At 72.1% G+C, this 25,012-nt stretch carries 27 protein-coding genes, 1 tRNA gene and 1 pseudogene; 15 read left to right on the forward strand and 14 right to left on the reverse strand.

The genetic code is table 11. The annotated features are described in order from the left end of the window. From GKE56_RS01715 to GKE56_RS01740, 6 genes are all read right to left on the reverse strand, one after another. On the reverse strand, positions 1-1,548 hold the full coding sequence (locus tag GKE56_RS01715; RefSeq protein WP_154683092.1) for an FAD-dependent oxidoreductase: 1,548 nt from the start codon (positions 1,546-1,548) through the stop codon (positions 1-3). Continuing rightward, on the reverse strand, positions 1,545-3,713 hold the full coding sequence (locus GKE56_RS01720; RefSeq protein ID WP_230209115.1) for a molybdopterin oxidoreductase family protein: 2,169 nt from the start codon (positions 3,711-3,713) through the stop codon (positions 1,545-1,547). The genes GKE56_RS01715 and GKE56_RS01720 overlap by 4 nt, the downstream gene beginning before the upstream one ends. Positions 3,714-3,726: 13 nt before the next feature. Continuing rightward, positions 3,727-5,133 carry an MFS transporter gene (locus tag GKE56_RS01725; RefSeq protein ID WP_154683094.1) on the reverse strand — a complete coding sequence of 469 codons (1,407 nt, stop codon included), beginning with the start codon at positions 5,131-5,133 and terminating at the stop codon, positions 3,727-3,729. Positions 5,134-5,292: 159 nt separating this feature from the next. Continuing rightward, complete coding sequence (locus tag GKE56_RS01730; protein ID WP_154683095.1) at positions 5,293-5,883, reverse strand: isochorismatase family protein; 591 nt, start codon at positions 5,881-5,883, stop codon at positions 5,293-5,295. Positions 5,884-5,892: 9 nt separating this feature from the next. Next, positions 5,893-7,140, reverse strand: coding sequence for a kynureninase (locus GKE56_RS01735; RefSeq protein ID WP_154683096.1), 1,248 nt, complete (start codon positions 7,138-7,140; stop codon positions 5,893-5,895). 70 nt (positions 7,141-7,210) lie between these two features. After that, on the reverse strand, positions 7,211-8,464 hold the full coding sequence (locus GKE56_RS01740) for a nicotinate phosphoribosyltransferase (protein WP_230209275.1): 1,254 nt from the start codon (positions 8,462-8,464) through the stop codon (positions 7,211-7,213). A gap of 92 nt (positions 8,465-8,556) precedes the next feature. Between GKE56_RS01740 and clpS the strand changes: the two genes are divergently transcribed. The 5 genes from clpS (at position 8,557) to GKE56_RS01765 (ending at position 11,903) form a co-directional block, all read left to right on the forward strand. Continuing rightward, positions 8,557-8,847 (forward strand): ATP-dependent Clp protease adapter ClpS, encoded by a 291-nt coding sequence (clpS, locus tag GKE56_RS01745; protein ID WP_230209116.1) that lies wholly within the window; start codon positions 8,557-8,559, stop codon positions 8,845-8,847. Then, on the forward strand, positions 8,848-9,516 hold the full coding sequence (locus GKE56_RS01750) for a DUF2017 domain-containing protein (protein ID WP_154683099.1): 669 nt from the start codon (positions 8,848-8,850) through the stop codon (positions 9,514-9,516). Positions 9,517-9,592: 76 nt separating this feature from the next. Further along, complete coding sequence (murI, locus tag GKE56_RS01755; protein ID WP_154683100.1) at positions 9,593-10,417, forward strand: glutamate racemase; 825 nt, start codon at positions 9,593-9,595, stop codon at positions 10,415-10,417. Further along, the gene (locus GKE56_RS01760; protein ID WP_154683101.1) at positions 10,414-11,181 is read left to right on the forward strand and encodes an MBL fold metallo-hydrolase; all 768 of its coding nucleotides are present in this window, start codon (positions 10,414-10,416) and stop codon (positions 11,179-11,181) included. Before murI ends, GKE56_RS01760 begins: the two co-directional genes overlap by 4 nt. Before the next feature lie 5 nt (positions 11,182-11,186). After that, a complete protein-coding gene (locus tag GKE56_RS01765; protein WP_230209117.1) occupies positions 11,187-11,903 on the forward strand; it encodes an MBL fold metallo-hydrolase in 717 nt (238 codons plus the stop codon). Here the strand turns inward: GKE56_RS01765 and GKE56_RS01770 are convergent. Continuing rightward, a complete protein-coding gene (locus tag GKE56_RS01770; protein ID WP_154683103.1) occupies positions 11,900-12,700 on the reverse strand; it encodes a deoxyribonuclease IV in 801 nt (266 codons plus the stop codon). The genes GKE56_RS01765 and GKE56_RS01770 overlap by 4 nt on opposite strands. A gap of 55 nt (positions 12,701-12,755) precedes the next feature. Here GKE56_RS01770 and rph point away from each other — a divergent pair, with 55 nt between their 5' ends. From rph to GKE56_RS01800, 6 genes are all read left to right on the forward strand, one after another. Beyond that, positions 12,756-13,514, forward strand: a complete 759-nt coding sequence (gene rph, locus GKE56_RS01775) for a ribonuclease PH (protein WP_304650408.1) — start codon at positions 12,756-12,758, stop codon at positions 13,512-13,514. Further along, positions 13,511-14,119 (forward strand): RdgB/HAM1 family non-canonical purine NTP pyrophosphatase, encoded by a 609-nt coding sequence (gene rdgB, locus GKE56_RS01780; RefSeq protein WP_154683104.1) that lies wholly within the window; start codon positions 13,511-13,513, stop codon positions 14,117-14,119. Before rph ends, rdgB begins: the two co-directional genes overlap by 4 nt. A 26-nt stretch (positions 14,120-14,145) precedes the next feature. Further along, a tRNA-Leu gene (locus GKE56_RS01785) sits at positions 14,146-14,227 on the forward strand. Position 14,228: 1 nt separating this feature from the next. Beyond that, positions 14,229-14,846: a DUF1684 domain-containing protein gene (locus tag GKE56_RS01790; RefSeq protein WP_154683105.1), complete on the forward strand. Its 618-nt coding sequence runs from the start codon at positions 14,229-14,231 to the stop codon at positions 14,844-14,846. A 3-nt stretch (positions 14,847-14,849) separates the two neighbouring features. Beyond that, entirely contained in the window at positions 14,850-15,104 is a 255-nt protein-coding gene (locus GKE56_RS01795) for an Ada metal-binding domain-containing protein (RefSeq protein ID WP_154683106.1), read from the forward strand. A gap of 9 nt (positions 15,105-15,113) precedes the next feature. Beyond that, entirely contained in the window at positions 15,114-16,460 is a 1,347-nt protein-coding gene (locus GKE56_RS01800; RefSeq protein WP_154683107.1) for a CoA transferase, read from the forward strand. Here GKE56_RS01800 and GKE56_RS01805 read toward each other — a convergent pair. Genes GKE56_RS01805 through GKE56_RS01815 form a run of 3 tightly spaced genes read right to left on the reverse strand, consistent with a single transcriptional unit; the run spans position 16,457 to position 19,076 of the window. Next, positions 16,457-17,218: an energy-coupling factor ABC transporter ATP-binding protein gene (locus tag GKE56_RS01805; RefSeq protein WP_154683108.1), complete on the reverse strand. Its 762-nt coding sequence runs from the start codon at positions 17,216-17,218 to the stop codon at positions 16,457-16,459. The genes GKE56_RS01800 and GKE56_RS01805 overlap by 4 nt on opposite strands. After that, complete coding sequence (gene cbiQ / locus GKE56_RS01810) at positions 17,215-18,321, reverse strand: cobalt ECF transporter T component CbiQ (RefSeq protein WP_154683109.1); 1,107 nt, start codon at positions 18,319-18,321, stop codon at positions 17,215-17,217. Before cbiQ ends, GKE56_RS01805 begins: the two co-directional genes overlap by 4 nt. Further along, positions 18,318-19,076: an energy-coupling factor ABC transporter permease gene (locus GKE56_RS01815; RefSeq protein ID WP_230209118.1), complete on the reverse strand. Its 759-nt coding sequence runs from the start codon at positions 19,074-19,076 to the stop codon at positions 18,318-18,320. The genes cbiQ and GKE56_RS01815 overlap by 4 nt, the downstream gene beginning before the upstream one ends. Before the next feature lie 70 nt (positions 19,077-19,146). On the opposite strand from GKE56_RS01815, the gene bcp reads away from it, so the two are divergent. The 3 genes from bcp to GKE56_RS01830 are packed head-to-tail and all read left to right on the forward strand — an operon-like array spanning position 19,147 to position 20,218. Beyond that, positions 19,147-19,617: a thioredoxin-dependent thiol peroxidase gene (bcp, locus tag GKE56_RS01820; RefSeq protein ID WP_154683110.1), complete on the forward strand. Its 471-nt coding sequence runs from the start codon at positions 19,147-19,149 to the stop codon at positions 19,615-19,617. Between the two features lie 15 nt (positions 19,618-19,632). Continuing rightward, entirely contained in the window at positions 19,633-19,893 is a 261-nt protein-coding gene (locus tag GKE56_RS01825; protein ID WP_154683111.1) for a DUF3618 domain-containing protein, read from the forward strand. A gap of 28 nt (positions 19,894-19,921) precedes the next feature. Then, positions 19,922-20,218 (forward strand): co-chaperone GroES, encoded by a 297-nt coding sequence (locus GKE56_RS01830; RefSeq protein ID WP_154685559.1) that lies wholly within the window; start codon positions 19,922-19,924, stop codon positions 20,216-20,218. 48 nt (positions 20,219-20,266) lie between these two features. Here GKE56_RS01830 and GKE56_RS01835 read toward each other — a convergent pair whose 3' ends face one another. Next, complete coding sequence (locus tag GKE56_RS01835) at positions 20,267-20,764, reverse strand: rhodanese-like domain-containing protein (protein ID WP_370518436.1); 498 nt, start codon at positions 20,762-20,764, stop codon at positions 20,267-20,269. Then, positions 20,761-21,246, reverse strand: coding sequence for a cysteine dioxygenase family protein (locus GKE56_RS01840; RefSeq protein WP_154683112.1), 486 nt, complete (start codon positions 21,244-21,246; stop codon positions 20,761-20,763). Before GKE56_RS01840 ends, GKE56_RS01835 begins: the two co-directional genes overlap by 4 nt. Before the next feature lie 489 nt (positions 21,247-21,735). On the opposite strand from GKE56_RS01840, the gene GKE56_RS01845 reads away from it, so the two are divergent. After that, complete coding sequence (locus GKE56_RS01845) at positions 21,736-23,403, forward strand: alkaline phosphatase family protein (RefSeq protein ID WP_230209119.1); 1,668 nt, start codon at positions 21,736-21,738, stop codon at positions 23,401-23,403. A gap of 33 nt (positions 23,404-23,436) precedes the next feature. Here the strand turns inward: GKE56_RS01845 and GKE56_RS17110 are convergent, their stop codons facing one another. After that, on the reverse strand, positions 23,437-23,943 hold the full coding sequence (locus GKE56_RS17110; RefSeq protein ID WP_230209362.1) for a hypothetical protein: 507 nt from the start codon (positions 23,941-23,943) through the stop codon (positions 23,437-23,439). Between the two features lie 72 nt (positions 23,944-24,015). After that, a pseudogene (locus GKE56_RS17120) lies at positions 24,016-24,962 on the reverse strand (FAD-dependent monooxygenase); the annotation flags it as partial. Between the last annotated feature and the right edge of the window lie 50 nt (positions 24,963-25,012).

Below are 25,012 nucleotides of genomic sequence, written 5' to 3' on the forward strand. Positions count from 1 at the left end.
CTAGAGAGCCGCGATTTCGGTGGTGTTGGTCCGGTGTTTCCCCTGCGTAAAACGGTTCTCACCGTCGGCGTGGGGTGCCCGTGAGTCCCGGAGCCAGTGCAGGAGCGCGCAGACGTCGTCGGCGCACCCGCCGCAGCCCGTGGTGGCGCGGGTCGCGCGGGCCACGTCCTCGACGGAGTCCGCGCCGTCGTCGACCGACCCGGTGATGTCGGCCTTGGTCACCGCGTTGCAGCGGCAGACGGTGGCCTCGGGCGGCAGGGTGGCGGGGTCGGCAGGCCCGGGTGTGGCCTGACCAGCCAGCGCCGGGAGCAGCAGGTATGCCGGGTCGGCCGGCAGCGGGGTGCGCCTCGTGTACATCGCGACCAGATCGGCGGCGACGCTGCCTGCTCCGACGCAGGTGGCGCCGACGAGCGCCCCGCCGGAGATGACGACCTCGACGTGGCGGCCCAGGTCGGGGTCGGAGAGCCGCAGCGTGCGGTGCGCGGGATCGGCGGCGCGGTGGGCGCCGCTCACCCCCATGGACACGACGTCGAGACCGTCGGCCTTGAGCCGGACGACGTCCGTGCTCGAGGGCTGGCCGGCGAGAGGCCCGTCACCGGACGGCCCGGCCGCGGCGTCACCGCTTCCCGCGAGCCGGGCGGCAAGTCGGCGGGCCTGCTCCCAGCCCTGGGCCACGAGACCCGAACCACCCTCGGCAGGCTGGGCGCAGTCGCCGATCGCATACACGCGGCGGTCGGTGGGACTGTCCAGCCCCGCGCCGACGAGGATGCCGCGGTCCGTGGCGAGCCCAGAGTCCACGGCGAGCGCGGTGTTGGCGACCGTACCTGTGGTGAGGACGAGGAGCTGGGCGTCGACGAGCTCGCCGTCCTCGAGCCGCACGCCGCGCAGCCCACCGGAGTCGACGACGACGGCCTCGGCACCGATGCCGATCCGGTGGTCGATGCCGAGGCGGCCCATCGCGGTCTCGACCACGCGGCTCGCGGCCTCGTCGAGCTGGCGTTCCATGACGGCCGAGGCCGGGTGGATCACCGTGACCGCGACCCCCCGACGGGCCAGGCCGCACGCCGCTTCCAGCCCGAGGACGCCCGCCCCGAGGACGACCGCGCGACGGGCGTTGAGGGTCCCCGCGACGATCTCGCGGGCGTCGTCGATCGTGCGCAGCGCGTGCACCCCGGCTGGCAGGGTGTCGGCGTGACCCAGTCCCCGCAGCAGCGGGATGCGCGCCGACGAGCCGGTCGCGAGCACCAGGTGGTCATAGCGGTGGCGACTGCGGTCCGCGCCGACCACGACGCGGTCCTCCCTGTCGATCCGCTCTGCCGCGACACCGCGCAGGACCTGGAGCCGGTGGTGGTCAGGGCTCGGCAGGGTCAGCGCCGCGAGGTCGTACCTCCCGGCCAGGACCTCGCTGAGCAGCACCCGGTTGTAGGGCTCGCAGGACTCCGCGCCGAGCACGGTGATGTCGAACCGGCTGGCGTGGTCGGCAGCGAGGAGCTCGTCAACGAACCGCGACCCCACCATGCCGTTGCCGACGACCACGACCCGCGTCATCGCGGCACCTTCTCGGGCTCGCGTGGCTCGCGTGGCTCGCGTGGCTCGCGCGGGTCGCGAAGGCGCGCGGGCTGCACGTCGACGGCGCACACCTTGAACTCCGGCATCCCCGAGATCGGGTCGGTGGCGTCGTTGGTGAGCCGGTTGACGCTCCCGCTTCCGCCCCAGTGGAACGGCATGAAGACGGTGTCCGGGCGGATGGTGTCGGTGACTCTCGCGGGGACGCTGACCGCACCTCGGGCCGTCGTCAGGCGTACCACCTCACCGTCGGCGACGCCGATCCGGGCGGCGAGCAGCGGGTGGATCTCGACGTAGGCGAGTGGCACGACCTCGGCGAGCGCGGCCACCCGGCGGGTCTGCGCGCCCGACTGGTAGTGCTGCAGGACTCGGCCTGTGACCAGATGCAGCCGAGCATCCGGGCGCAGGTCGTCGGCAGGCCCGTGGTGGTCGACGACCACCAACCGTGCGCGCCCGTCCGGGGTGGGAAAGCCGTCGAGGAAGAGTCGCGGCGTGCCGGGGTGCGGTTCGTCCCCCGAGCGGGTCGGGCACGGCCAGTAGAGCGCCTCGTCACCATCCAGTCGTGCGTGCGACAGTCCGCTGTAGTCGGCCCGGCCCCCGGCGCTCGCCCGGGCCAGCTCGTCGAAGACCACAGCTGGTTCGGGGCTCCACGTGCCCGGGGACCCCAGGCGGGCCGCCAGCTGCGACCACACCCACAGCTCGCTGCGCGCACCGGACGGCGGTTCCACCGCCTTGCGACGCCTGAGCACCCGCCCCTCGAGCGAGGTCATCGTGCCCTCCTCCTCGGCCCACTGCGTCACGGGCAGCACGACATCGGCGAGCAGCGCGGTCTCCGACGGGACGAAGTCGCAGACCACGAGCAGGTCCAGGGCGCGCAACCGGTCGACGACGCGCCGGGCGTTGGGGGCACTCACCACGAGGTTGGAGCCGTGCACGAGCAGCGCGCGGGGGCCCTCGGGAGTGCCGAGCGAGGCGAGCAGCTCGACTGCGGGCTTGCCCTTCCCGGGCAGTGCGGCAGGGTCGACGCCCCACACGCCAGCGACGTGGGCGCGGTCCGCCGGGTCGTCGATCATCCGGTAACCGGGGAGCTGGTCCGCCTTCTGGCCGTGCTCGCGGCCGCCCTGGCCGTTTCCCTGCCCGGTGATGGCGCCGTATCCGCTCCCGGTGCGCCCGGGCAGGCCGAGGGCCAGGGCGAGGTTGATCGCGGCGGTCACCGTCGCGGTCCCCTGGGTGGACTGCTCGACGCCTCTCCCGGTGAGGACGAAGGCGCCCGCCCCGCCGCCCGCCACGCTCGCGGCGGCGAGGAGCCGAGCGGTCCGACGCAGCGTGGCCGCGGGCAGTCCGCACACCTGCTCGGCCCGTTCGGGCCACCAGCCGGCGACGCTGCGTGCGACCTCGGCGAGCCCCGTCGTGCGCTGCGCGAGGTATGCCGTGTCGGCCAGCCCTTCACCGAGGACCACGTGGAGCAGCGCGAGCAGGACGACTAGGTCGGTGCCCGGGACGGGCTGGAGGTGGAGCCCGCCCCCGTCCTCGGTGAGGCTGGCCGTGGCACTGCGGCGGGGGTCGACGACGACCAGGCCACCTCGGGCGCGGGCACCGGCGAGGTGGGCCACCGCCGGCGGCATGGTCTCGGCCAGGTTGCTGCCCAGCAGCAGGATGGCGTCGGCCCCGGCCAGGTCGGTGAGCGGGAAGGGCAGCCCACGGTCGATCCCGAGGGACCGGTTGGCGGCCGCCGCCGCGCTGCTCATGCAGAAGCGACCGTTGTAGTCGACGTTGGCCGTGCCGAGCGCAACTCGGGCGAACTTGCCCAGCTGGTAAGCCTTCTCGTTCGTGAGGCCGCCCCCGCCGAACGCCGCCACGGCATCGGGGCCGTGGCGGGCGCGCAGGTCCGCCAGACGGGTCGCCACGAGGTCGAGCGCCTCGTCCCAGCTGGTGGGCTCGAGCACGCCGTCGCGGGAGCGGACGAGGGGTGTCGTCAGCCGGTCGGCCACCGTGAGGAGGTCGCCGCTGGTCCACCCCTTCTGGCAGAGGCCGCCCCGGCTGGTGGGAAAGGCCCGGCCCGTGACGCTGACACCGGGGTGCGCCGGCGTCAGCGTCTGGGCGCACTGCAGGGCGCAGTACGGGCAGTGGGTCGCGACGGCGCTCACGGGCGGTGGGTCCTCACACGGACTCGGCGGCGAGGGCACTACCGCGTCGGGCGTACACGGCATACGTGGTGGCCGCCATGAGCACGTAGGCGGCGATGAACACCCAGAAGGCGGGAACCAGCGAGCCGTACGTCTGCTTGGCCATCGCGAACCCGCGGGGGATGAAGAACCCGCCGTAGGCCCCGACAGCACCCGCGATGCCGATGCAGCCGGCCGCGACCTTGCGGCGAACCGCGAGGCTGGCGGAGTCATCGACGCCGGCACGGAAGACCGCCGGGATCATCCGGTACGTGGCACCGTTGCCGAGGCCGGCGCCGGTGAACAGCACCATGAACGAGGCGAAGAACAGGCCGAAGCTGTGGCTCGTCAGTGCAGCGACCGCGCCCAGCGCGCCCACCGTGAGGATGGCGAAGGAGGTGATCGTCAGGCGAGCGCCACCGACGCGGTCGGCGACCAGCCCGCCCAACGGCCGGGTCAACGCGCCGACGAGGGCTCCGAGGAAGGCCAGCTGCAGGGGAGCGCCCGGGAACTGCGTCTTGAGCAGGGTCGGAAAGACTCCCGCGTACCCGATGAAGGAACCGAACGTACCGATGTACAGGAACGAGATGATCCAGGTGTGCCGGTCGCGCGCGGCCGCGGCGAACGCGCCGTAGTCGGACCTCACGCCGGAGAGGTTGTCCATGAACCGCCAGGCCCCGAGCGCGGCCAGGAGCGCCAGCGGCACGAACACCAGGCCCGCGCGGTCGAGCTGGGTGCCGGCTCCGGCCACGATCACCGCGGGCACCAGCAGCTGCACGATGCCGGTGCCGAGGTTGCCGCCAGCAGCATTGAGCCCCAACGCTTTTCCCTTCTCGGCCTCAGGGAAGAAGAAGGAGATGTTCGTCATCGACGAGGCGAAGTTGCCGCCACCGAACCCCGCCAGCGCAGCGCACGCCAGCAGCACCCCGAACGAGGTCTGCGGCTGGGTGACGACCCAGGCCAGGGCGGCGCTCGGCAGGAGCAGGAGGAGGGCGGAGACGACCGTCCAGTTGCGACCGCCGAACCGGGGGACCGCGAACGTGTACGGGATCCGCAACGTCGCGCCGACGAGGCTGGGCACGGCGATCAGCCAGAACTGCTCGTTCAGGGTGAGGTGGAACCCGGCGCCGGGCAGCAACGGAACGACCACGCTCCACAGCGCCCAGACGCAGAAGCCGAGGAACTCCGCTCCAATCGAGAACCCGAGGTTGCGCCGGGCGATCGCGCGGCCCCCGCCGCGCCAGAAGACGGCGTCCTCGGGGTCCCAGTGGTCGATCCACCGACCGGGGGAGCTGACAGGGGCGCCGGCAGGGGCGCCGGCAGGGGCGCTGGGGGCGCTGACGGGGGCGGGAGCGGCGACAGCGGGGTCGGCCGTGAGCTGCTCGCGGGTGGGCGCGGACATGCGGGGCTCCTTCTCGGTGACCAGACGGGCTCTGGTGGGTACCCGAGAAGACTGACGCGAGGGTGTTTCGGCCCCCTTCGACCGCCGTAAAGCATCCGTAACACTTCGCGCACACCGCGTCCGGGCGAGCTGTGAGAACGCCGGTATGCCGAGCGGCCGCTACCCGGGCGCGACCTCTCCGCGCGTGGCGACCTGCGCCTCGGCGAGCTGCTGGAGCGCCAAGGCGGTGGTCTCGGGAGCCACGGCCGCGGTGAGGTCGAGCAGGACCGTGGTCTCGAAGCCCTCGTCCGCAGCGTCGAGGGCCGTCGCGCGCACGCAGTGGTCGGTCGCGATGCCCACGACGTCGACCTCCTCGATGGCGCGGTCGCGCAGCCAGTCTGCGAGCGCGACCTTGCGGTCGGCCTCGATCGTGAAGCCCTCGAACCCGCTGTAGGCGGCGCTGTGGTGCCCCTTGCGGAAGATCGCCTGGACCTGCTCGAAGGCGGGTTCGGCCGCGGGGTGGAACAGGGCGCCGTCGCTACCGGCCCGGCAGTGCGGCGGCCAGGTGTCGACGTAGTCGGGGTCGTCGCTGAAGTGCCCGCCCGGATCCTCGTGCCAGTCCGCGGTGGCCGCGATCGCGGCATACGTCTCGCCGTGGGCCTGGACGTAGGCGCTGATCCGGCGGGCGACCTCGGCGCCACCGGGGACGGCCAGGCTGCCGCCCTCGCAGAAGTCGTTCTGGACGTCCACGATCAGCAGCGCGCGGCTCATGGTGCGACGCTACTGCGCCGTGTCGTGGTCCACGACCGCGTCGCGCAACGCGAACATGCCGACCGCCACCTCGGCGAAGCTGGTGCTCAGCGGTGACACCCCGATGCGCAGCCCGTCGGGGTCGCGGTAGTCGGGGATGACGCCTTGGGCCCAGAGGGCAGCGGTGATCTCGCGGAAGCCCTTGCGGCGCAGCGTCACGTGCCCGCCTCGGGTGGCAGCGTCGCGCGGGCTCGCCACCTCGACGCCGAGCGGGACCAGCAGCTGGTCGGCCAACCGGATGACGAACTCCGTGAGCGCCACGGACTTGGCGCGGATGGCCTCGATGCCGACCTCCTCGACGAGGTCGAGACTGGCTTCGAGGGGCACCATGGCGAGGATGGGCGGCGTGCCGGAGATGAACGAGCGGATGCCGTCGGCCGGGTCGTAGCCGGGCCCCATCTCGAAGGCGTCCTTGCGCCCGATCCAGCCCCAGATCGGCTGCCGGAGGTGACCGTGGTGACGGGTGGCGACGTACGCCAAGGCGGGGGAGCCCGGACCGCCGTTGAGGTACTTGTACGTGCAGCCCACGGCGAGGTCGGCACCCCACTCGTCGAGCGCCACCGGCACCGAGCCCCCGCTGTGGCAGAGGTCCCAGAGGATCAGGCCGCCGGCGTCGTGGACCGCCGCGGTGATGCCGGGACCGTCGGCGAGGAAGCCGGACCGGTAGGCCACGTGGCTGAAGACCGCCAGGGCCGTCTCGGGTCCGACTGCCTCGCGCACCTGCTCGAGGGTGACCCCGGTCGTCGGGTCGGCCTCGATCCAGCGCAGGGTCAGCCCGCGTTCGGCCGCGATGCCCTCGAGGACGTAGCGGTCGGTGGGGAAGTTGTCGGTGTCGAGCACGATCTCGGTGCGCCCGTGCGCTGCCTGGGCGTCAACCGCGGCACGGCTCAGCTTGTAGAGCAGCACGGTCGTCGAGTCGGCGACGACCGTCTGGCCGGGGGCGGCGCCCAGCACGAGGGCGCCCAGCCGGTCGCCGACGCGCGCTGGCCAGTCGAGCCACTGCTCGTCCCACGATCGGATCAGCCGATCGCCCCACAGGCGCTCGGTGAACTCAGCCAGCCGCTGGGGCACATCAGCAGTGGGGCGCCCCAGGGAGTTGCCGTCGAAGTACGCGACGAGGTCATTGCCCTGCGGGCTCAGGAACCTGTCGCGCATCGCGGCCAGGGGGTCCCCGGCGTCCAGGACGGCTGCTTCAGCGGTGAAATCCTCGTCGACCATGGTGGGATATTACACCTTTCTGTCGATCGTCAAAATAACAGCATATGGCACGGCGTGAGAGGGGGCGGGGTCAGGGCAACGGCACGAAGATCGTGGGGATGGCCGGCTCGCCCCGCTGCAGTCGGTGGGCCACCGCCGGGAGCTCGGCGACCGACGCGGCGTGCCGTTCGCGCGCGGCCTGCACCGAGAGGGCGGCCGGGTCGACGACTCTGCCGTCGCGCATCAGCGGCACGAGCAGGGAACGGTCGTCGCCGTCGTCGTGCGGCGGCTCGCCGATGCCCACCACCTCGGCTTCGGCCACGCCACCCGGACCACGTCGGCGCAGCGCGTACTTGCGCCCGGCGACCGAGGCCTTGTCCTTGCTCCGCTTGGCCACCCCGACCATCGCGCCCGTGTCGTCCTGGCGCGCCACGAGCTTGTAGACCATGCCCGCGGTGGGGGCACCCGAGCCGGTCACCAGCGAGGTGCCGACGCCGTACCTGTCCACCGGCGCCGCCGCCAGCGCGGCGATGGCGAACTCGTCGAGGTCGGAGGTCACGACGATCTGCGTGGAGGTCGCCCCGAGGGCGTCGAGCTGGTCGCGCACCTCACGAGCCTGGACGAGCAGGTCGCCCGAGTCCAGGCGCACCGCGCCGAGCTCGGGTCCGGCCAGCTCGACGGCCAGGGCGACCGCGGTCGGCACGTCGTAGGTGTCGACGAGCAGCGTGGTGCCCTTGCCCAGCGCCGCGATCTGCGCCGCGAACGCTTCCCGCTCGTCGTCGTGCAGCAGGGTGAAGGCGTGCGCGGCCGTGCCCGCCGTGGGCACCCCGTGACGGCGCCCCGCCTCGAGGTTCGAGGTGGTGGCGAACCCGGCGATGTATGCCGCGCGCGCGGCGGCGACGGCCGCCTCCTCGTGGGTGCGACGAGAGCCCATCTCGATGCACGGCCGGCCGCCTGCCGCCTGGGTCATCCGGGAGGCCGCCGAGGCGATGGCGCTGTCGTGGTTGAGGATGCTCAGGACCAGCGTCTCGAGCAGCACGGCGTGGGCGAAGTCGGCCTCGACCACGAGCACGGGCGAGCCGGGGAAGTAGCACTCGCCCTCGGCATACCCCCAGATGTCGCCGTCGAAGCGGTAGTCGGCGAGGAACGCCAGGGTGGCGTCGTCCACGACGGCTCGCAGCGCCTCGAGCTCGGCCGCCCCGAACCGGAACCGCTCGACCGCTTCGAGCAGTCGGCCGGTGCCCCCCACCACGCCATAGCGCCGGCCGTCGGGCAGGCGACGGGCGAACACCTCGAAGACGCACCGGCGCGAGGCGGCGGCGCTGCGCAACGCCGCCTCGAGCATGGTGAGCTCGTAGTGGTCGGTGAGCAGGGCGGTGCTGGGTGAAGCGGTGCTGGGTGAACATGAGGTCACGACCGCAGCCTAAGGTGGGAGCCGTGTCCATCGCCCCGGTTGAGCAGCGGAGCGTCTCCGCGGACGAGGCGACAGAGGTCGATCTGCCGTGGATCACGCTGGTGTGGAACGACCCCGTCAACCTCATGTCCTACGTGACGTTCGTGTTCCAGACGTACTTCGGGTACTCCAAGGCCAAGGCCGAGCGCCTCATGCTCGACGTCCACACCAAGGGCCGGGCCGTGGTGTCGACCGGCAGCCGGGAGCGCATGGAGACTGACACCGAAGCCCTGCAGGGGTACGGCCTGTGGGCAACCTTCCAGAAGGACAGCTGAGTGGCACGCGGTTTCAAGCGGCGCGATGGCCGCTACGTCGCCAAGCTCGACGCCGTCGAGCGCGGCCTCGTGGTGGGCCTGCTGGAGCAGGTCCTCGAGCTGGTCGAGCCTCGCCCGGCGGCCACGGACACGAAGGACGCCACCGCCGCGACGGGTGCCAGGGCTGACGGCGGTGACGAGTTCGACCAGATCGTGGCCGGTCTGGGCGCCATCGGCATGGGCGTGTCCCTGTCCAGCCAGGACCAGGCCGACCAGGTACCCGAGCTCAGCGGTCAGGTCCCGGCGCCCCGGGACCCAGCCCTCGACCGGATCTTCCCCACCGCCAACCGGCAGGACGACCAGCTCGCCGCAGAGTTCCGACGGCTGACCGAGGACGGGCTGCGCGCCCGCAAGTCCGCCAACCTCGCCACGGCGATCAGCGCGCTGGCCGGGGTCACCGAGCAGCGGGTCTCGCTGGAACAGCCTCAGGCGCTGGCCCTGCTGATCGCCCTGACCGACGTGCGGCTCGTGTTGGGGGAGCGGCTCGGCCTCACGCAGGACGACGACCTCGACCTGCTCGAGGAGCAGGTCTCCGGGCTCGCGGACGACGACCCTGCCGTGTACGCGCTCGCGGTCTACGACTTTCTCACCTGGCTCCAGGAGACGCTCGCCCACGCCCTGAGCCGCTGAGCTGGTCCTCGCGATGTGACCCACGAGACGGGTGTCCGGTGGAGCCGCCGTCCGCCTGCGCCCCTAGCCTTGACCCGTGAGCGATGCACCTATCGGCATCTTCGACTCGGGCTACGGGGGGTTGACCGTCGCCCGCGCCGTGCTGGACCAGCTCCCTCACGAGTCGATCGCCTACTTCGGCGACACCGCCCGGGCGCCCTACGGCCCGCGCCCGATCGCCCAGACCCGCGAGTTCGCCCTCGAGTGCCTCGACCGGCTCGTCGACCACGGTGTCAAGGTGCTGGTCATCGCCTGCAACACGGCCAGCGCGGCGGTGCTCCACGACGCCCGCGAGCGCTATGACGTGCCCGTCGTCGAGGTGATCCGGCCCGCGGTGCGCCGGGCGGCCCGCGCCACCCGGAACGGTCGGGTGGGGGTCGTCTCGACACAGGGCACGCACCAGTCCGGGGCCTATGTCGACGCGTTCGCCGCGGCCCCGCACCTCGAGGTGACCAGCGTGCCGTGCCCGCGGTTCGTGGAGTTCGTGGAGACCGGCCGGACGAGCGGGGCCGAGGTGATCGCGGTCGCGCGTGAGTACCTGCAGCCCCTGGTCGAGCACGACGTCGACACGCTCGTCCTGGGGTGCACCCACTACCCGCTGCTCATCGGCGTGATCTCGTACGTCATGGGTGACGGTGTCACCCTCGTGTCGTCGGCCGACGAGACGGCCAAGGACGTCTACCGCGTCCTCGCCGACCGCGACGCGCTGAGACCAGCCGACCTCCCGCCGCCGAGCCACGGGTTCACGACGACCGGCGATGCGGTCGAGTTCCAGGTGCTGGCCCGGCGCTTCCTCGGCCCCGAGGTGGGCGACGTCCACGGCAACTCGGTCGTCCGGTCGGCGGCGGTGGTCGGACCGTGAGGCTCACGGTCGTCGGCTGCTCCGGCTCGTTCGCAGGCCCGACCTCACCCGCCTCGTCCTACCTCGTCCGGGCCGAGCAGGCCGGCCGCACCTGGTCGATCGTCCTCGACCTCGGCAACGGGGCGCTCGGGCCACTGCAGCGCCATGTCGACCTCGCCGACCTCGACGCGGTCTTCGTCAGCCACCTGCACCCCGACCACTGCGTCGACATCTGCGGGCTCTACGTCACGCGCAAGTACCGGCCGGGAGGCGGCGTGCCTGGCCGCCTTCCGGTGCACGCGCCGCGGGGCGCCGAGCAACGGTTCGCGCTGATGTACCACGGGCTCGAGCACGACGGCATGACCGGCGAGCTCGAGGTCCATGAGCTCGCCGACACCCAGGTGACGCGGGTGGGGCCCCTCACCGTCACGGCATACCGCGTCAACCACCCGGTGGAGGCCTACGGCTTCCGGGTCGAGGCCGACGGCGCGGTGCTCGCCTACACCGGCGACACCGACAGCTGCGACGCCCTCACCCCGTTGCTCACCGGCGCCGACCTCGCGCTCGTGGACAGCGCCTTCGTCGACGGGCGGGACGAGGTGGTCGGCGTGCACCTGTCCGGCAGCCGCGCCGCGAAGGCGGCAGCGGAGGCGGGCGGGGTGCGGCGCCTCGTGCTCACCCACATCCCCCCGTGGAACGACCCGGAGGTATGCCGCGCGCAGGCTGCCGCCGTCTGGTCAGGTCCGCTGGACCTGGCCGTGCCCGACGAGACGTACGAGGTGTGAGTCGCTTGGCCAGAACAGCCGCAGTTCCCGTCGTGCCCCAGGTCTGGCGCATCCCACTGCTCGGTGACTTCGTCAACGGGTACATCCTGCGCGACGACGACGGGCAGGTGACCCTCGTCGACATGGGCATCAAGTCCTCCGGCGCCAAGGTCATGGCCGCCCTCGCCTCGATCGGGTCGGGCCCGAGCGACGTGACCCGGCTGCTGCTCACCCACGCGCACCCCGACCACGCCGGCGGCGCCGCGCACGTGGCCCGCGAGACGGGGCAGCGGTTCGGCATCCACGAGGACGATGCGGCGTCGGCTGCGGCCGGCACGGCACCACCGCGCGACCCGACGACGTTCCTGGGGCGCCTGACGAACCGTCTCCCGGGCGGTGGCTTCCCGCCCGTCCCGGTCGGCGAGACCTTCACCGACGGCCAGCTGCTGCCGTTCGCTGGCGGCATCGAGGTCGTCCACACGCCCGGGCACTCGCCCGGCCACGTGGCATACCTGCTGCGGGAGTCCGGCGTGCTCATCACCGGCGACTCGATCTTCAACGTGCGGGGCCTGCGCTGGCCGATCAAGTCGTTCTGCACCGACTTCCGGCTCACGACGAAGACGGCCCACCGCCTCGCCGAGCTGGACTACACGACGGCGGGCTTCACCCACGGGCCGCACCTGTCGGACAACCCGCGCGAGCACATCCGGAGGTTCCTGGCGACCCACCCGGTCGAGGGCTAGACCCTCGCGCGGAGCCAGCCGAGGTCGGCACGCTGGCCGTCGAGCCCGCCGCGGGTCTCGATGACCACGGGGGCCCCGGCCGCACGGACGGCGCCAGCGAGCTCGTCGGGATCGATCAGCCCCTCACCGAGGTTCGTGTGGCGGTCGGCGCCGGAGTCGAACTCGTCGCGGCTGTCGTTGCAGTGGACGAGGTCGATGCGACCGGTGATGGCGCGAAGGCGCTCGACGGCCGTCGCCAGCGCGATCCCGCCTGCGTGGGCATGGCAGGTGTCGAGGCAGAACCCGACGTTGTCCGACCCCGAGGCGGCGCCGATGGCGTCCCAGACCCGGGCGATGCGCTCGAGCGTGCGGGCCATCGCGTTGTCGCCGCCGGCGGTGTTCTCCAGCAGAAGGGGGATCTTCAGGTCGGTGGCCTCGACGGCCTTGCGCCAGTTGTCGAACCCCGTGTCGACGTCGTCGGCGGAGTCGACGTGTCCGCCGTGGACGATGAGGCCCTTGGCCCCGATCGCGGCCCCGGCGTCGATGAACTGCTGGAGCAGCTTGCGGCTGGGGATGCGGATGCGGTTGTTGGTCGTGGCGACGTTGATGAGGTACGGCGCGTGGACGTAGAGGTCGATGCCGGCGGCCTCGGCGTCAGCCTTCAGCGCCTCGGCGCCACCGGAGTACTCGAACTCCGGGCCCTTGTAGCCCTGGGGGTTGCCGAGGAAGAACTGGCTCAGCGTGGCGTCACGCTCCCGGGCGGCGGTCACGGGGTCGGCCGAGTCGACGTGGGCACCGAGGGACAGCGTGGCTGGCATGGCCCCAGACTAGGCGCCGGGACCGACGTCGGCCCGCCCCGTTAGCCTTGCCGACGTGACTAAGACGCAGATTCGCCACGACGGACGCACCCCCGACCAGACCCGCGAGGTGCGCATCACCCGCAACTGGCTCGACCACGCCGAGGGCAGCGTGCTGGTGGAGTTCGGGCGCACCCGCGTGCTGTGCGCCGCGTCCTTCACCGAGGGTGTCCCGCGGTGGCTCAAGGGCCGGGGCACGGGGTGGGTCACCTCCGAGTACGAGATGCTGCCCCGCTCGACGAACACCCGCTCCGACCGCGAGTCGCGCAAGGGCAAGGTGGGTGGCCGCACCCACGAGATCAGCCGGCTCATCGGCCGCAGCCTGCGCGCCATCATCGACACCAAGGCTCTCGGTGAGAACACCATCGTCCTGGACTGCGACGTGCTCCAGGCCGACGGCGGCACGCGCACGGCGTCGATCACCGGCGCCTACGTCGCGCTCGTCGACGCCATCGAGGACGCCCGCGCCAAGGGGCTGATCGCCAAGAACGCCAAGCCGCTCACCGGGTCGATCGCCGCCGTGTCGGTCGGCATCGTCGACGGCGCACCCGTCATCGACCTCGACTACCCCGAGGACTCGAGCGCCGGCACGGACATGAACGTCGTCATGACCGGCGACGGACGCTTCGTCGAGATCCAGGGCACCGCCGAGGGCCAGCCGTTCGACCGCGCGATGCTCGACGCGCTGCTCGACAAGGCCACGGTCGGCTGCGCCGAGCTGACCGCCAAGCAGCAGGAGGCACTGTCCACGACCCCGCGCGAGCGCGTTCTGTGACCCGCGTCGTCCTCGCCACCCGCAACGACCACAAGGTCACCGAGCTGCGCGCCATCCTCGCCGAGGTGTGCGAGGAGCTCGGGCTCGAGATCGTCGGGGCAGCGGAGTTCCCCGGTGCCCCCGACGTCGTCGAGGACGAGGTCACGTTCGAGGGCAACGCTCGGCTCAAGGCGCAGGCGCTCGCCGCCCACACGGGGCTGCCGGCGCTGGCCGACGACTCGGGCCTGGCGGTCGATGTCCTGGGCGGCGCGCCGGGCATCTTCTCCGCCCGGTGGGCGGGGCGTCACGGCGACGACCGGGCCAATCTCGAGCTGTTGCTGGCGCAGGTCGCCGACGTGCGTGACGAGCACCGGGCGGCAGCCTTCGTGTGCGCCGCCGTGCTGGCGCTCCCCGACGGCACCGTGCGCGCCACCGAGGGTCGCATGCCCGGGGTGCTGGCTCGAGAGGCCAGGGGTGCCAACGGCTTCGGGTACGACCCGGTGCTCGTGGTCGAGGGCGACACGCGGCACGCCGCCGAGCTCTCGCCCGAGGAGAAGAACGCGATCTCCCACCGCGGCAAGGCGTTCCGGGCGATGGTGCCGCACCTGCGCGAGCTCCTCGGCTGACCGACGGCGTTAGAGTTGGCGCCCAGGCGCAAGTGGCGGAATCGGCAGACGCGCCAGCCTTAGGAGCTGGTGCCTTCGGGCGTGCGGGTTCAAGTCCCGCCTTGCGCACATGAGCCATGACCCGTTGTCCCAGACCTTTCCGGCGGCGCTCGAGGTCGTGTCGTGGCGACGCGAGGTCCATGCGGTGTATGCCGCGGTGCGCGGCGAGTCGGACCCGGCCACGGCCCACCGGCGCTGGGTCGAGGCGCGGTCCAGGCTGTTCCTCGACCACCCCGCATCGCCGCGCAACGGCGACCAGCAGCTGAGGCACGCCGCGTACGACCCGGCATACCGGTTCGTCGTCGCGATCGAGCCAGCCGAGCCGGAGCGCTGGGAGTTCACCTCGTCCTCGGACGGGGTGGTGCCCTTCGAGCGGGTCGGCCGGGTGACGTTGGGTGACCTCGGCCAGCTGGACGTGTGGTGGCTCGACTCCTACGGCGGCGGCCTGTTCCTCCCGGTGCGCGACGGGTCCGCCGGGTCGCTGACCTACGGCGCGGGCCGCTACGTGCTCGACACCGTGAAGGGCACGGACCTCGGCCGCGTGGGTGACGACTGGGTCGTCGACCTGAACTTCGCCTACAACCCGTCCTGTGTCTACGACCCGCGGTGGAACTGTCCGCTCGCGCCGGCGGGCAACAGGTTCGCCGCGCAGGCACCGGTGGGTGAGCTCCTGCCCGAGGGCTACTAGGCCGTGTACACGCTGGTCGGAGCCGATGGCGCACCCTACGCGAGTGCCGAGCCCGGGCGCTTCGGAGGTCACCGGCGCACGGAGGTCTACGGCCGGCTCGACTGCCCGTCAGCGCTGCGTGCCCTGGCCCGCGGTGGCTATGCGGCCCACCGGGTGTTCTTCGCCGACGCGCAGACCGCGGTCGCGGCGGGGTACCGGCCGTGCGGCACCTGCCTGCGCGAGGAGTACCTCGCCTGGAAGGGGCGCCAGAGCGCCTAGCATCGAGACGTGAACCCCCTGCTCCGCGAGGTCCTCCCGGCCCTGGGCCTGACTGAGGCGTATGCCGCGGAACACCTGGACCTGCGGCCCGGCAGCTGGCTGCCCTCCGCCCTTGCGGTGAACACCCTCGCCTGCGGGTCGGTCGCGGCGGCTGGTCTGGCCGGTGCCGCGGTGCGAGGAGGGGAGCGCGTACAGGTCGACCCGGGCCAGGTGGCGGTGTCGTTCCGAAACGACCAGCTCCAGACCATCGACGGCGCCCACCCGCCGGCGTTTGCGCCGCTGTCCGGGTTCTTCGAGGCCTCGGACGGGTGGGTGCGCACCCATGCCAACTACCCCCACCACCGCGACCGGCTGCTGCGTGCCCTGGACCTGCCGAGCACCGGGGTCGGGCGCGAGGAGCTGGCCCGTGCCATCTCCGAACGCACCGCGCAGGAGGTGGAGGACGTCGTCACCGCTGACCACGGCCTGGCGGTCATGGTCCGGTCGGTGCACGACTGGATGGCCGGGGAGCAGGCGGCCGCCGTGGCGCAGCACGAAGTGCTGTCCGTGACGTCGCTCGGTGAGGCGAATCCCGTTGCGGTGCCGAAGAACCCGCGGGTCCTCGACTTCACGCGCGTGCTCGCCGGTCCCGTGGCGACGCGCACCCTGGCTCTCCTCGGGTGTGACGTCCTGCGGGTCGACAGCCCTCGCCTGCCCGAGCTCGAGCCCCTCCACCTCGACACCGGTGCCGGCAAGCGATCGACGCTCGTCGACCTGCACAACCCCCATGCCCGCGACCAGGTGCATGCGCTGCTCGACGGCGCCGACGTGCTGGTGACCGGCTACCGGCCAGGCGCCCTCGCGGCATACGGGCTCGACCCGGACCGGTTGGCGCAGTCCCATCCGCACCTGGTCTGCGCGTCGCTCACCGCGTGGACGCCGGGCGGCCCGTGGGGTGTCCGGCGGGGGTTCGACAGCCTCGTGCAGGCCGCGACCGGCATCGCCGAGCTGGAGTCGCCTGACGACCGCACTCCCGGAGCCCTCCCCGCCCAGGCTCTGGACCACGCGACCGGTTACCTGCTCGCCGCTGGCGTGCTCTCGGCACTGCGACGCAGGGCGACCCACGGGGGCACGTGGCGGGTGGAGGCGCACCTGGCGCGCACGGCGCACTGGCTGCTGCAGACCGACGCGCTCGACGGGCCAGCGCGCCCGGTCGCGGACCCGACGCCGTGGGTGGTGCGGTCGCGCACCGAGCTGGGCGTGGTCGTCCAGTCCCGACCGGCGTTCCGGATCGACGACGGCCCGACGGAGTTCGCCTGGACCGGTCGCCGGTGGGGTGCCGACGAGGCGCGGTGGGCCGCGCCGGTCCGCACCTAGCGGTACTGACCGGGGGCGGGAGTCGTGCGGGGGTCGAAGCCGAACGGCAGCTCGAGACGGTGCGCAGACATCAGGGCGTCGTCGGTGAGCACGTCCCGGGTTGGTCCATCGGCCACCACCACTCCGTCAGACAGCACGACCGATCGAGGACAGAGCTCGTAGGCGTAGGGCAGGTCGTGGGTGACCATGAGGACGGTGACGTCGAGCGAGCGCAGGATGTCGGCCAGCTCTCGCCGCGAGGCGGGGTCGAGGTTGGACGACGGTTCGTCGAGGACGAGGATCTCGGGCTCCATCGCGAGCACGGTGGCCACGGCCACCCGGCGGCGCTGGCCGAACGAGAGGTGGTGTGGCGGACGCTCGATGAACTCGAGCATCCCGACGCGCTCGAGGGCCGAGACCACCCGGGCGTCGAGCTCGGCGCCGCGCAGCCCGAGGTTGGCCGGGCCGAAGGCCACGTCGTCGCGCACCGAAGGCATGAAGAGCTGGTCGTCCGGGTCCTGGAACACGACCCCCACGCGGCGGCGGACCTCGCGCAGGGTGTCCTTGCCGACGGGTAGGCCAGACACCGTCACCGAGCCTGCTCCCGCGACGAGGATGCCGTTGAGGTGCAGGACGAGCGTGGTCTTGCCGGCGCCGTTGGGCCCGAGCAATGCGACGCGTTCGCCTTGGTGCACATGGAGATTCACCCCGAACAAGGCCTGGTGGCCGTCGGGGTAGGCGTAGGCGAGGCCTCGGACGTCGAGTACCGGCGTGGTCATCGCGTCACCGCCACGAGCAACGTCACCAAGGCGACCGCGGGGAGTATGCCGGCCTGCGACCACTGGGTGGCCGTCGCCCCGGCTGGTGCCCCCGCCGCGGTCCCCGGGTCGGGCAGGCGGCCGGTGTAGCCGCGGGACAGCATTGCCAGGTGGATGCGCTCACCCCGCTCGAAGGACCGGATGAAGAGCGCGCCGATGGTCGAGGCCAGAGCTGGCCATGACCCGAGCGAGCGCGCGCGGAAGCCGCGCGACTCGCGGGCGATGCGCATTCGCTGCAGCTCGCCCGTGACGACCTCGAGGTAGCGCACCATGAACCCCATGATCTGCACCAGCTGGTGCGGCAGGTGGAGTCGCTCCAGCCCCCGGAGCAGGTCCCTGGGCTCGGTGGTCATGCCGAGCACCAGCGACGCGACGACCCCGAGGGTGCCCTTGGCGAGCAGGCCCCACGCCGCCCAGACCCCCGCCTGCGACACCGCGAGCGGGCCGACCATCAGCCGGGGACCGGTCGCGATGAACGGCATGAGCAGGGCGAAGACGACGAAGGGCACCTCGACGACCATTCGCTTCACGAGGTAGGTGGGTGGCACCCGGGTGAGGGCGACGACGGCGACGAGGAGGGCGGCATACGTCGCGAAGGCCCAGAACCGCTCGCGGGGGGTCGCCACGACGACCACGACGAACGCGACCAGGGCGACGAGCTTGGTCTGGGCCGGGAGTCGATGGATCGGCGAATGACCGTGGTAGTGCAGGTGATGACCGTGCCCCGCGCCCACGCTCACTCCCCCTCGGGTGGAGGTGCTGGCCGACCCGCGCCGGCGAAGCGCCCACGCCAGACCGCCGCCGAGGCTGCCGACGACGACGACCCCGAGGACGCCGGCGATGCCGCCGGAGAGCCGGTGGTTGGAGATGCCCTTGGTCGAGTACCCGGCGAACGGGGAGCCGTCGCTGAGGTGGGGGCGGGCGGTGGCGCCGAACCCCACCTGGTGAGCGACGTAGCTGAGCCCGTCAGGGTGGCGCGAGGCGTAGAAGGACACGACGCCGCCGAGGAAGAGGGCGACGAGGAGCCCGACCGCGACGAGCCTGCGGGTGCTCAGCTGCCTCATGCCGAGACCCCGTCGCGGAGGGCCAGTGGGCGGGTCTCGAGGACGGGCCGGGCGCCGTGCACGAGGTCGGGACGCACGGCGATGATCGCGGACACCGCCAGCCCGGTGATGATCGCCTCGCCGACCCCGATCAGGGCATGCCAGCCGAGCATCGCCGTGGCGAGGCGGTCGAGCGGGATGTGGGCCTGGCCGCCGAGGGCGTAGAGACCGACGAATCCCAGCGCCGCGACGGGCACGGACACGAAGGCGCCAGTCGCCGCAGCAGGGACCACCGACGACAGGCGGCGCGGCAGCAGTGACCGGGCGGCCAGGAACACGGCCCAGCCCACCCAGACGCCGACCAGCCCCATGAGCGTGATGTTGGTGCCGAGAGCGGTGAGCCCGCCGTCGGCGAACAGCAGGCCCTGGACGAGGAGCACCACGGTGAGGCAGAGGGTTGCGGTGCAGGGTCCCACGAGGACTGCCGCCAGGGCGCCCCCGAGGAGGTGGCCAGAGGTGCCCGCGCCGACCGGGAAGTTGAGCATCTGGGTGGCGAAGATGAAGGCTGCGACCAGGCCGGCGAGGGGAGCGGTGCGGTCGTCGAGCTCGCGGCGCGCGCCCCGCAGGGCCAGGCTCACCCCGGCCACGGCGACGACGGCCGCGGCTGCCGAGGTCTGGGCGTCGAGGAATCCGTCGGGGACGTGCACGGTGCGCTCCTGGTGCCTGATGGTTGCTGGTCGGGTGCTCGACGTGCCGCTGGGATAGGTTGGCAGCACGATGGGATCCACCCTATTGCAAATCGTTTGCAATTAGACAGGGGCCCCGGATGTGAGGAGTGCAGCGCCTGTGAGTGACCGACTGAGCCCCGGGGACACCGCCCCCGACTTCACCCTGCCCGACGACCAGGGCGGCGAGGTCTCGCTGTCGGGTCTGCGCGGGCGCAAGGTCATCGTGTACTTCTACCCGGCGGCGATGACCCCGGGCTGCACGACCCAGGCGTGCGACTTCAGCGACAACATCAACACTCTGCACCGCGAGGGCTACGAGGTGCTCGGCATCTCTCCCGACAGCCCTGCCAAGCTGGCGAAGTTCCGCAAGAAGGACGGCCTCACCATCACGCTGCTCTCCGACGAGGACCGGGCCGTGATGAACGCCTACGGTGCCTTCGGTGAGAAGAAGCTCTATGGCAAGACGGTCGAGGGCGTGATCCGCAGCACCGTCGTCGTCGACGAGGACGGCACCGTCTCCCATGCCCTCTACAACGTCAAGGCCACCGGCCACGTCGCCAAGCTGCGTCGTGACCTGGGCCTCGACTAACCGAACGGAGCACCCATGAGTGACACGAAGTCGGTCGACGAGATCGAGGCCGAGATCGCCGCGGCCCGCACCCGGCTCGCCGGCACCGTCGACGAGCTCCACGCGCGCACCGCGCCCAAGGAGATCGCCCGGCGCCAGGTCGAGGGCGCCAAGCACGCGTTCACCGCGGCGACCCACACCGACGGCGGCGAGCTGCGGACCGAGCGCATCGCTGCCCTCGTCGCCGCGGCGGTGGCGCTGATCGGTGTCGGCGTCCTGCGCCGCCGCCGTGGCTAGAGAGCCCATCGACCGGCTTCCGATCCGGATGCTGCACGATCGCGTCCTGGTCTCGCTCGAGGGCGAGGGCGGCGAGCGCCGCTCCGGCGGAGGCATCGTCATCCCGGCGACCGCGAGCGTGGGCAAGCGGCTGGCATGGGCGACGGTGGTGGCCATCGGCGCCAACGTCCGCCAGGTCAAGATCGACGACCGGGTTCTGTTCGACCCGGAGGACCGGGGCGAGGTCGAGCTGCAGTCGAAGTCCTACGTGCTGCTGCGCGAGCGCGACATCCACGCCGTCGCGGCCGCGCGGGTCCAGGACGGCCAGACGGGGTTGTACCTCTGACCTCGGCTCGCCGTCCGACGGCCTCAGTGCGCGGTCGGCGGGCCGACCTCAGTGCGCGGTCGGCAGGCCGGCCTCGCACCACGCCCGGAAGCCGCCGACGACGTCGGTGGCGCGCCGGACACCCAACCGCAGCAACGCATCCGCAGCCAGTGACGACGTGAACCCTTCCTGGCACAGCACGATCACCCGGCGTTCGAAGCCGGCCTCGGGCAGTCGCGCCTCGTGGCGCGGGTCGAACCGCCACTCGAGCACGTTGCGCTCGACGACAAGGGGGCGCAGGTGCGCGGCGACCTCGCCCTGGGCGAGCCGCTGGGCGCCCGGCCGGATGTCGACGAGCACGGCGCGCCCGTAGAGCACCTCCTGGTATGCCGCCCGGGCACTGACGCGGGCCAGCCGGCTGCGGGCGTCGGCCAGCTGGTCGTCCACGCCGTCGTACACCGGCGCCTCCCATCCGCGGCCGCCGCTGAACTGGCGGGTCTCCCAGTGGACGGACGGCTCGCGGGTCGTCGTCGCGGGGCTCCGCACGGTGCTCACCACGGTGCTCACCACTGGGCTCCCGCCCGCTCGATGCCGGTCTGCCGGAGCCGACCGTCGAGCAGCGCGTAGCGGGTCATGCCACGCAATGCGGGGGAGTACACGTGCACGGACAGCGCTGGACGGTCGCCGAGGTTGGTGACGTTGTGCACGTGACGCGGGCCGAACGAGCGACCCTCGCCCTCCCAGAGGTACCGGTCGTGCGCCTCACCTGCCGACCAGGTCTGCTCGGCGAGCTCGCCCGCGACGGTGAGGATCGCGCCCTCGGACTGGAGGTGGTCGTGCCAGCCGGTGCTGGACCCGACCGGCCAGCCGACCACCCAGATCTCGAGGTGGTCGGTGGCGTCGAGGCGGTGCCAGGTGCGCTCCGTGGCGGCGAGGTCGACGAGCTCGCGCAGGTCGGGGTCAGTGGCGAAGAGTCGTGCGGTGCGCAGCAGCTGGCTGCGGCTGAAGCGGTTGACGCCGGGAGTGCCGGCGGTGGTGATCGTGGTCATGGTGCTGCTCCTGCTCTCTTGGGCTCGGGTCTGAGGTCTCGGAATGTGGTGCGCGGCAACACATTCGAGGACACAGGGAGCCCTGGGTCAGGAGCAGGTCGAGGTGGATCCGGCGGTATGCCGTGTGGCTGGTCGACGTGGACGTCACGGGTTCGTCTCCGAGGGTGGGGCGCTCGAGCGGAAAGCGAGCGCGGGCTGGTGCGGGCTGGGGTCAGGCGCAGCAGCAACACCGCATGGCGCCGCGGCACATGGAGCTCATGTGCAGGCGGGTCACCGCGGTGGTCGAAGACATGGCACCCAGTGCAGCACGAGAGGGCCGCCGCCGTCCACGAGGACCCGCCCTCGTCTCGCACATCGGGACGGGCACGAACCGACCATCCGTCGTTGGCCCGAGGTTTCCACTCCGGTCACGTGCCCTTCTCCGGCGGGGAGTGAGGTGACCTCGTGCGCCATTCGGCGCAGCACCTCTGACGCAAGGACGGGACTGCAATGAGCTTGACGAAGTGGGGTGGCGCCGCGTGCGCCGCCGTGGTGGCGGCCGGACTCGGCCTGGGCATGTCGGCGGCGAGCGCCACGCCCGCACCCGCGAAGAGCCAGACCCGGACGCGTCCGCCGCGGCACGTGCTGCTCTTGTCCATCGACGGGCTGCACCAGCGTGACCTCACCTGGTTCGTCCGTCAGCACCCCACGTCGGCGTTGGCCCGGTTGGTGCACGGCGGCACGAGCTACAGCCGTGCGCAGACGCCTGTCCCGTCCGACTCCTTCCCCGGGATGGTCGGCCAGGTCACCGGAGGCAACCCGCGCACGACCGGCGTCTACTACGACGACACCTTCAACCACGCGCTGCTCCCGGCAGGGACGACGGACTGCCGCACGGCCAAGCCGGGTGCCGAGGTGGCCTTCACCGAGGGTGCCGACAAGGACCCCAACGCCCTCGACGCGGGCCAGGGGCTGGCGAACCTGCCCAGCGGGATCATGGCGATGACCGGCACCCCAGGCCAGCTGCTCGACCCCAAGACCCTCCCGGTCGACCCCGCGACGTGCACCCCGGTCTACCCCCACCAGTACCTGCACGTGAACACCGTGTTCGAGGTGGCCAAGCAGGCGGGCCTGCACACCGCGTGGTCGGACAAGCACCCGGCATACGAGATCCTCGGTGGTCCCTCGGGCGCGGGCCTGGACGACCTGTTCGCCCCCGAGATCAACAGCGCTGCCACCGGGTATGCCGCCGGCGCGGACTGGACGAAGGACAACGCGGCCACGCAGCAGTACGACGGGTACAAGGTCGCCGCCGTCCTCAACGAGATCGACGGCTACGACCACTCACGCACGACGCAGCCCGGCGTCCCGGCAATCTTCGGCATGAACTTCCAGTCGGTCTCCACCGCGCAGAAGCTGCCCACCTCGAACGGCCTGGCCGGGGGCTACCTCGCGGACGGTGTCACCCCCGGACCGCTCCTGACCAAGGCCCTCGACTTCGTCGACAGCTCCGTCGGGTCGTTCGAACACGAGATCGCGAACCGTGGCCTGGCCAAGGACACCACGATCATCCTGTCTGCCAAGCACGGCCAGTCGCCGACGAAGCCCTCGGCGCTGACCCGGGTCGATGACGGCCCGATCATCAGCGGCATCAACGACGGCTGGAAGGCCACCCATCCGGGGGCGGGCGACCTGGTCAGCTTCGCCACCGACGACGACATCATGCAGCTGTGGCTGTCGGACCGCTCGGCCGCTGCGACCAGCTTCGTCCGTGACTACCTGAAGAACCACCCCGCGACCGGCAACGACATCACCGGTGCACCGCGAGTGGTGTCCGCGTCGGGTCTGAGCGCGGTGTACGCCGGGGCAGACTCGGCCCGCTACTTCGGCGTCGCAGCCTCCGAAGCCCGCCACCCCGACGTGCTCGGCATCGTCCAGCACGGCGTCGTCTACACCGGTGGTAGGTCCAAGATCGCCGAGCACGGGGGCGCCGACCCGCAGGACCGCGACGTGCCCCTCGTCGTGTTCGGCCCCAGGTCGGGTGCCGGTCACACGGTGAGTGCGCCCGTGGAGACGACCCAGATCGCGCCGTCGATCCTGCGGTTGCTGGGCCTCGATCCCCGAGCGCTGCAAGCGGTTCGCATCGAGCACACGCGGGTGCTGCCCGGCGTGAGCTGACGCCTCAGCTCGCTGTGCGAGGGGCCCGCCGAGTCATCGGCGGGCCCCTTCGTGGTCGGGGCGGGCGTCGGGGCCGGGTGCGGACGTCCCGAACCAGGTGGTGAGCGCATCCTCCAGCCCTGACCTGGTCCCGTCTCCGACCCACGCCACGTAGCCGTCGGGCCGGACCAGTACCGCGGCCGGAGGCTCGACGGTGCCGATCACGGGCAGCTCCCAGGCGCCGGCATACGTGGCATCGACGACCGGCACCCGGTCCGCCCAGGGCCCCGGAGCGATGCTGCCCGAGGGTCCGAGGTTGAGCAGCACGGGACGAGCCAGGTGGAGCAGGGAGTAGACCGGGACCGCGCCATCGGCAGTCACCAGGTCGAGGTCCGGCATCCGTCGGCCCAGTAGCGGATGCCCGTCGCCGAGGTCGTAGTGGAGATCGAGGGCGGAGATGAGCCCGACGACATGACGGCGTGGCTCATCCATCGCCACAAGGTCGTCGAGCAGGTCGCGTACGGCGACGATCCGGGCGTCGTGGCGCTGGAGCGCGCTCACCGCTTTCGAGTACTCCAGCGCGCGGGCACCGGCCGGGTGCCGCTCGGCGTGGTAGGTGTCCAGCAGGCTCTCCGGTGAGACGCCGGAGACCACCTGGGCGAGCTTCCAGCCGAGGTTGACGGCGTCCTGGATACCGAGGCCGATGCCCTGACCCCCGGCGGGGAGTGGATGTGGGCGGCGTCGCCGGCCAGCAACACCCGCCCGCTGCGGTATGCCGCGGCCTGACGGGTGGCATCGGTGAACCGCGAGATCCAGGTGGGGTCGTGCACCCCGAAGTCGGTGCCGTATGCCGCGATCAGGTTCTCGCTGAGGTCGGTCAGGGTGGGTTCGGTCGTGACCCCGAGGACCGGCTCGCTGCTCACCACCCGCACGGTCCGACCGTCCTCCATGAAGCTCAGCCCGTGGATGCCGCTGGCGTCGTACGTGACCCCCGGCGGCAGCTCCTCGGTCACCTCGACCTCGGCGATCAGGGCGCTCGTCGTCGCCTCCCAGCCGGGGAAGTCGATCCCGGCTGCCTTGCGGACGACGCTGCGCCCGCCGTCGGCCCCGACGACGTACCTGGCCTGGATTGCCTCGCCGTTGACCAGGCGGATGGTGACGCCGCCCGAGTCCTGGTCGACGCCCGTGACGTCGACGCCTCGACGGATCGGCACCTCCAGCTCGTCGACCCAGCCGGCCAGGATCCGCTCGATCTTGTTCTGCCACAACCCGAGCGTGTACGGGTGCCGGGTCGGGAAGTCGCTGATGTCCAGCATGAGCCTGCCCCCGTAGGGCACGGCATACGTCTTGCCCGCGGCGAGGAAACGGTCGGCGATGCCCCGCTGGTCGAGGATCTCGATCGTGCGTGCGTGGAACCCGCCCGCACGTGAACCGACGAGCTCAGCCGTCGCGCGACGCTCGACGACTGCGACATCGACCCCGGCCAGGGCCAGCTCGCCGGCCAGCATCAACCCGGTCGGGCCAGCCCCCACGACCACGACATCCACCATGACGCCCTCCACCATGACGCCCTCCACCATGACAACCCCTACTCATCGGCGAGCGAAGCCGCTGTTACCGCGGCACGGCC

It is taken from the genome of Nostocoides sp. HKS02 (assembly GCF_009707485.1).
Classification (GTDB): domain Bacteria; phylum Actinomycetota; class Actinomycetes; order Actinomycetales; family Dermatophilaceae; genus Pedococcus.

Excerpts from the sequence above, each read along its gene's own strand:
- GKE56_RS01715 (WP_154683092.1), bottom strand. The coding sequence starts at position 1,548 with ATGACGCGGGTCGTGGTCGTCGGCAACGGCATGGTGGGGTCGCGGTTC.
- GKE56_RS01725 (WP_154683094.1), bottom strand. The coding sequence starts at position 5,133 with ATGTCCGCGCCCACCCGCGAGCAGCTCACGGCCGACCCCGCTGTCGCC.
- GKE56_RS01730 (WP_154683095.1), bottom strand. The coding sequence starts at position 5,883 with ATGAGCCGCGCGCTGCTGATCGTGGACGTCCAGAACGACTTCTGCGAG.
- GKE56_RS01735 (WP_154683096.1), bottom strand. The coding sequence starts at position 7,140 with ATGGTCGACGAGGATTTCACCGCTGAAGCAGCCGTCCTGGACGCCGGG.
- GKE56_RS01740 (WP_230209275.1), bottom strand. The coding sequence starts at position 8,464 with ATGCTCGAGGCGGCGTTGCGCAGCGCCGCCGCCTCGCGCCGGTGCGTC.
- GKE56_RS01770 (WP_154683103.1), bottom strand. The coding sequence starts at position 12,700 with ATGCCAGCCACGCTGTCCCTCGGTGCCCACGTCGACTCGGCCGACCCC.
- GKE56_RS01790 (WP_154683105.1), top strand. The coding sequence starts at position 14,229 with ATGAGCCATGACCCGTTGTCCCAGACCTTTCCGGCGGCGCTCGAGGTC.
- GKE56_RS01805 (WP_154683108.1), bottom strand. The coding sequence starts at position 17,218 with ATGACCACGCCGGTACTCGACGTCCGAGGCCTCGCCTACGCCTACCCC.
- cbiQ (WP_154683109.1), bottom strand. The coding sequence starts at position 18,321 with ATGAGGCAGCTGAGCACCCGCAGGCTCGTCGCGGTCGGGCTCCTCGTC.
- GKE56_RS01825 (WP_154683111.1), top strand. The coding sequence starts at position 19,633 with ATGAGTGACACGAAGTCGGTCGACGAGATCGAGGCCGAGATCGCCGCG.
- GKE56_RS01830 (WP_154685559.1), top strand. The coding sequence starts at position 19,922 with ATGCTGCACGATCGCGTCCTGGTCTCGCTCGAGGGCGAGGGCGGCGAG.
- GKE56_RS01840 (WP_154683112.1), bottom strand. The coding sequence starts at position 21,246 with ATGACCACGATCACCACCGCCGGCACTCCCGGCGTCAACCGCTTCAGC.
- GKE56_RS01845 (WP_230209119.1), top strand. The coding sequence starts at position 21,736 with ATGAGCTTGACGAAGTGGGGTGGCGCCGCGTGCGCCGCCGTGGTGGCG.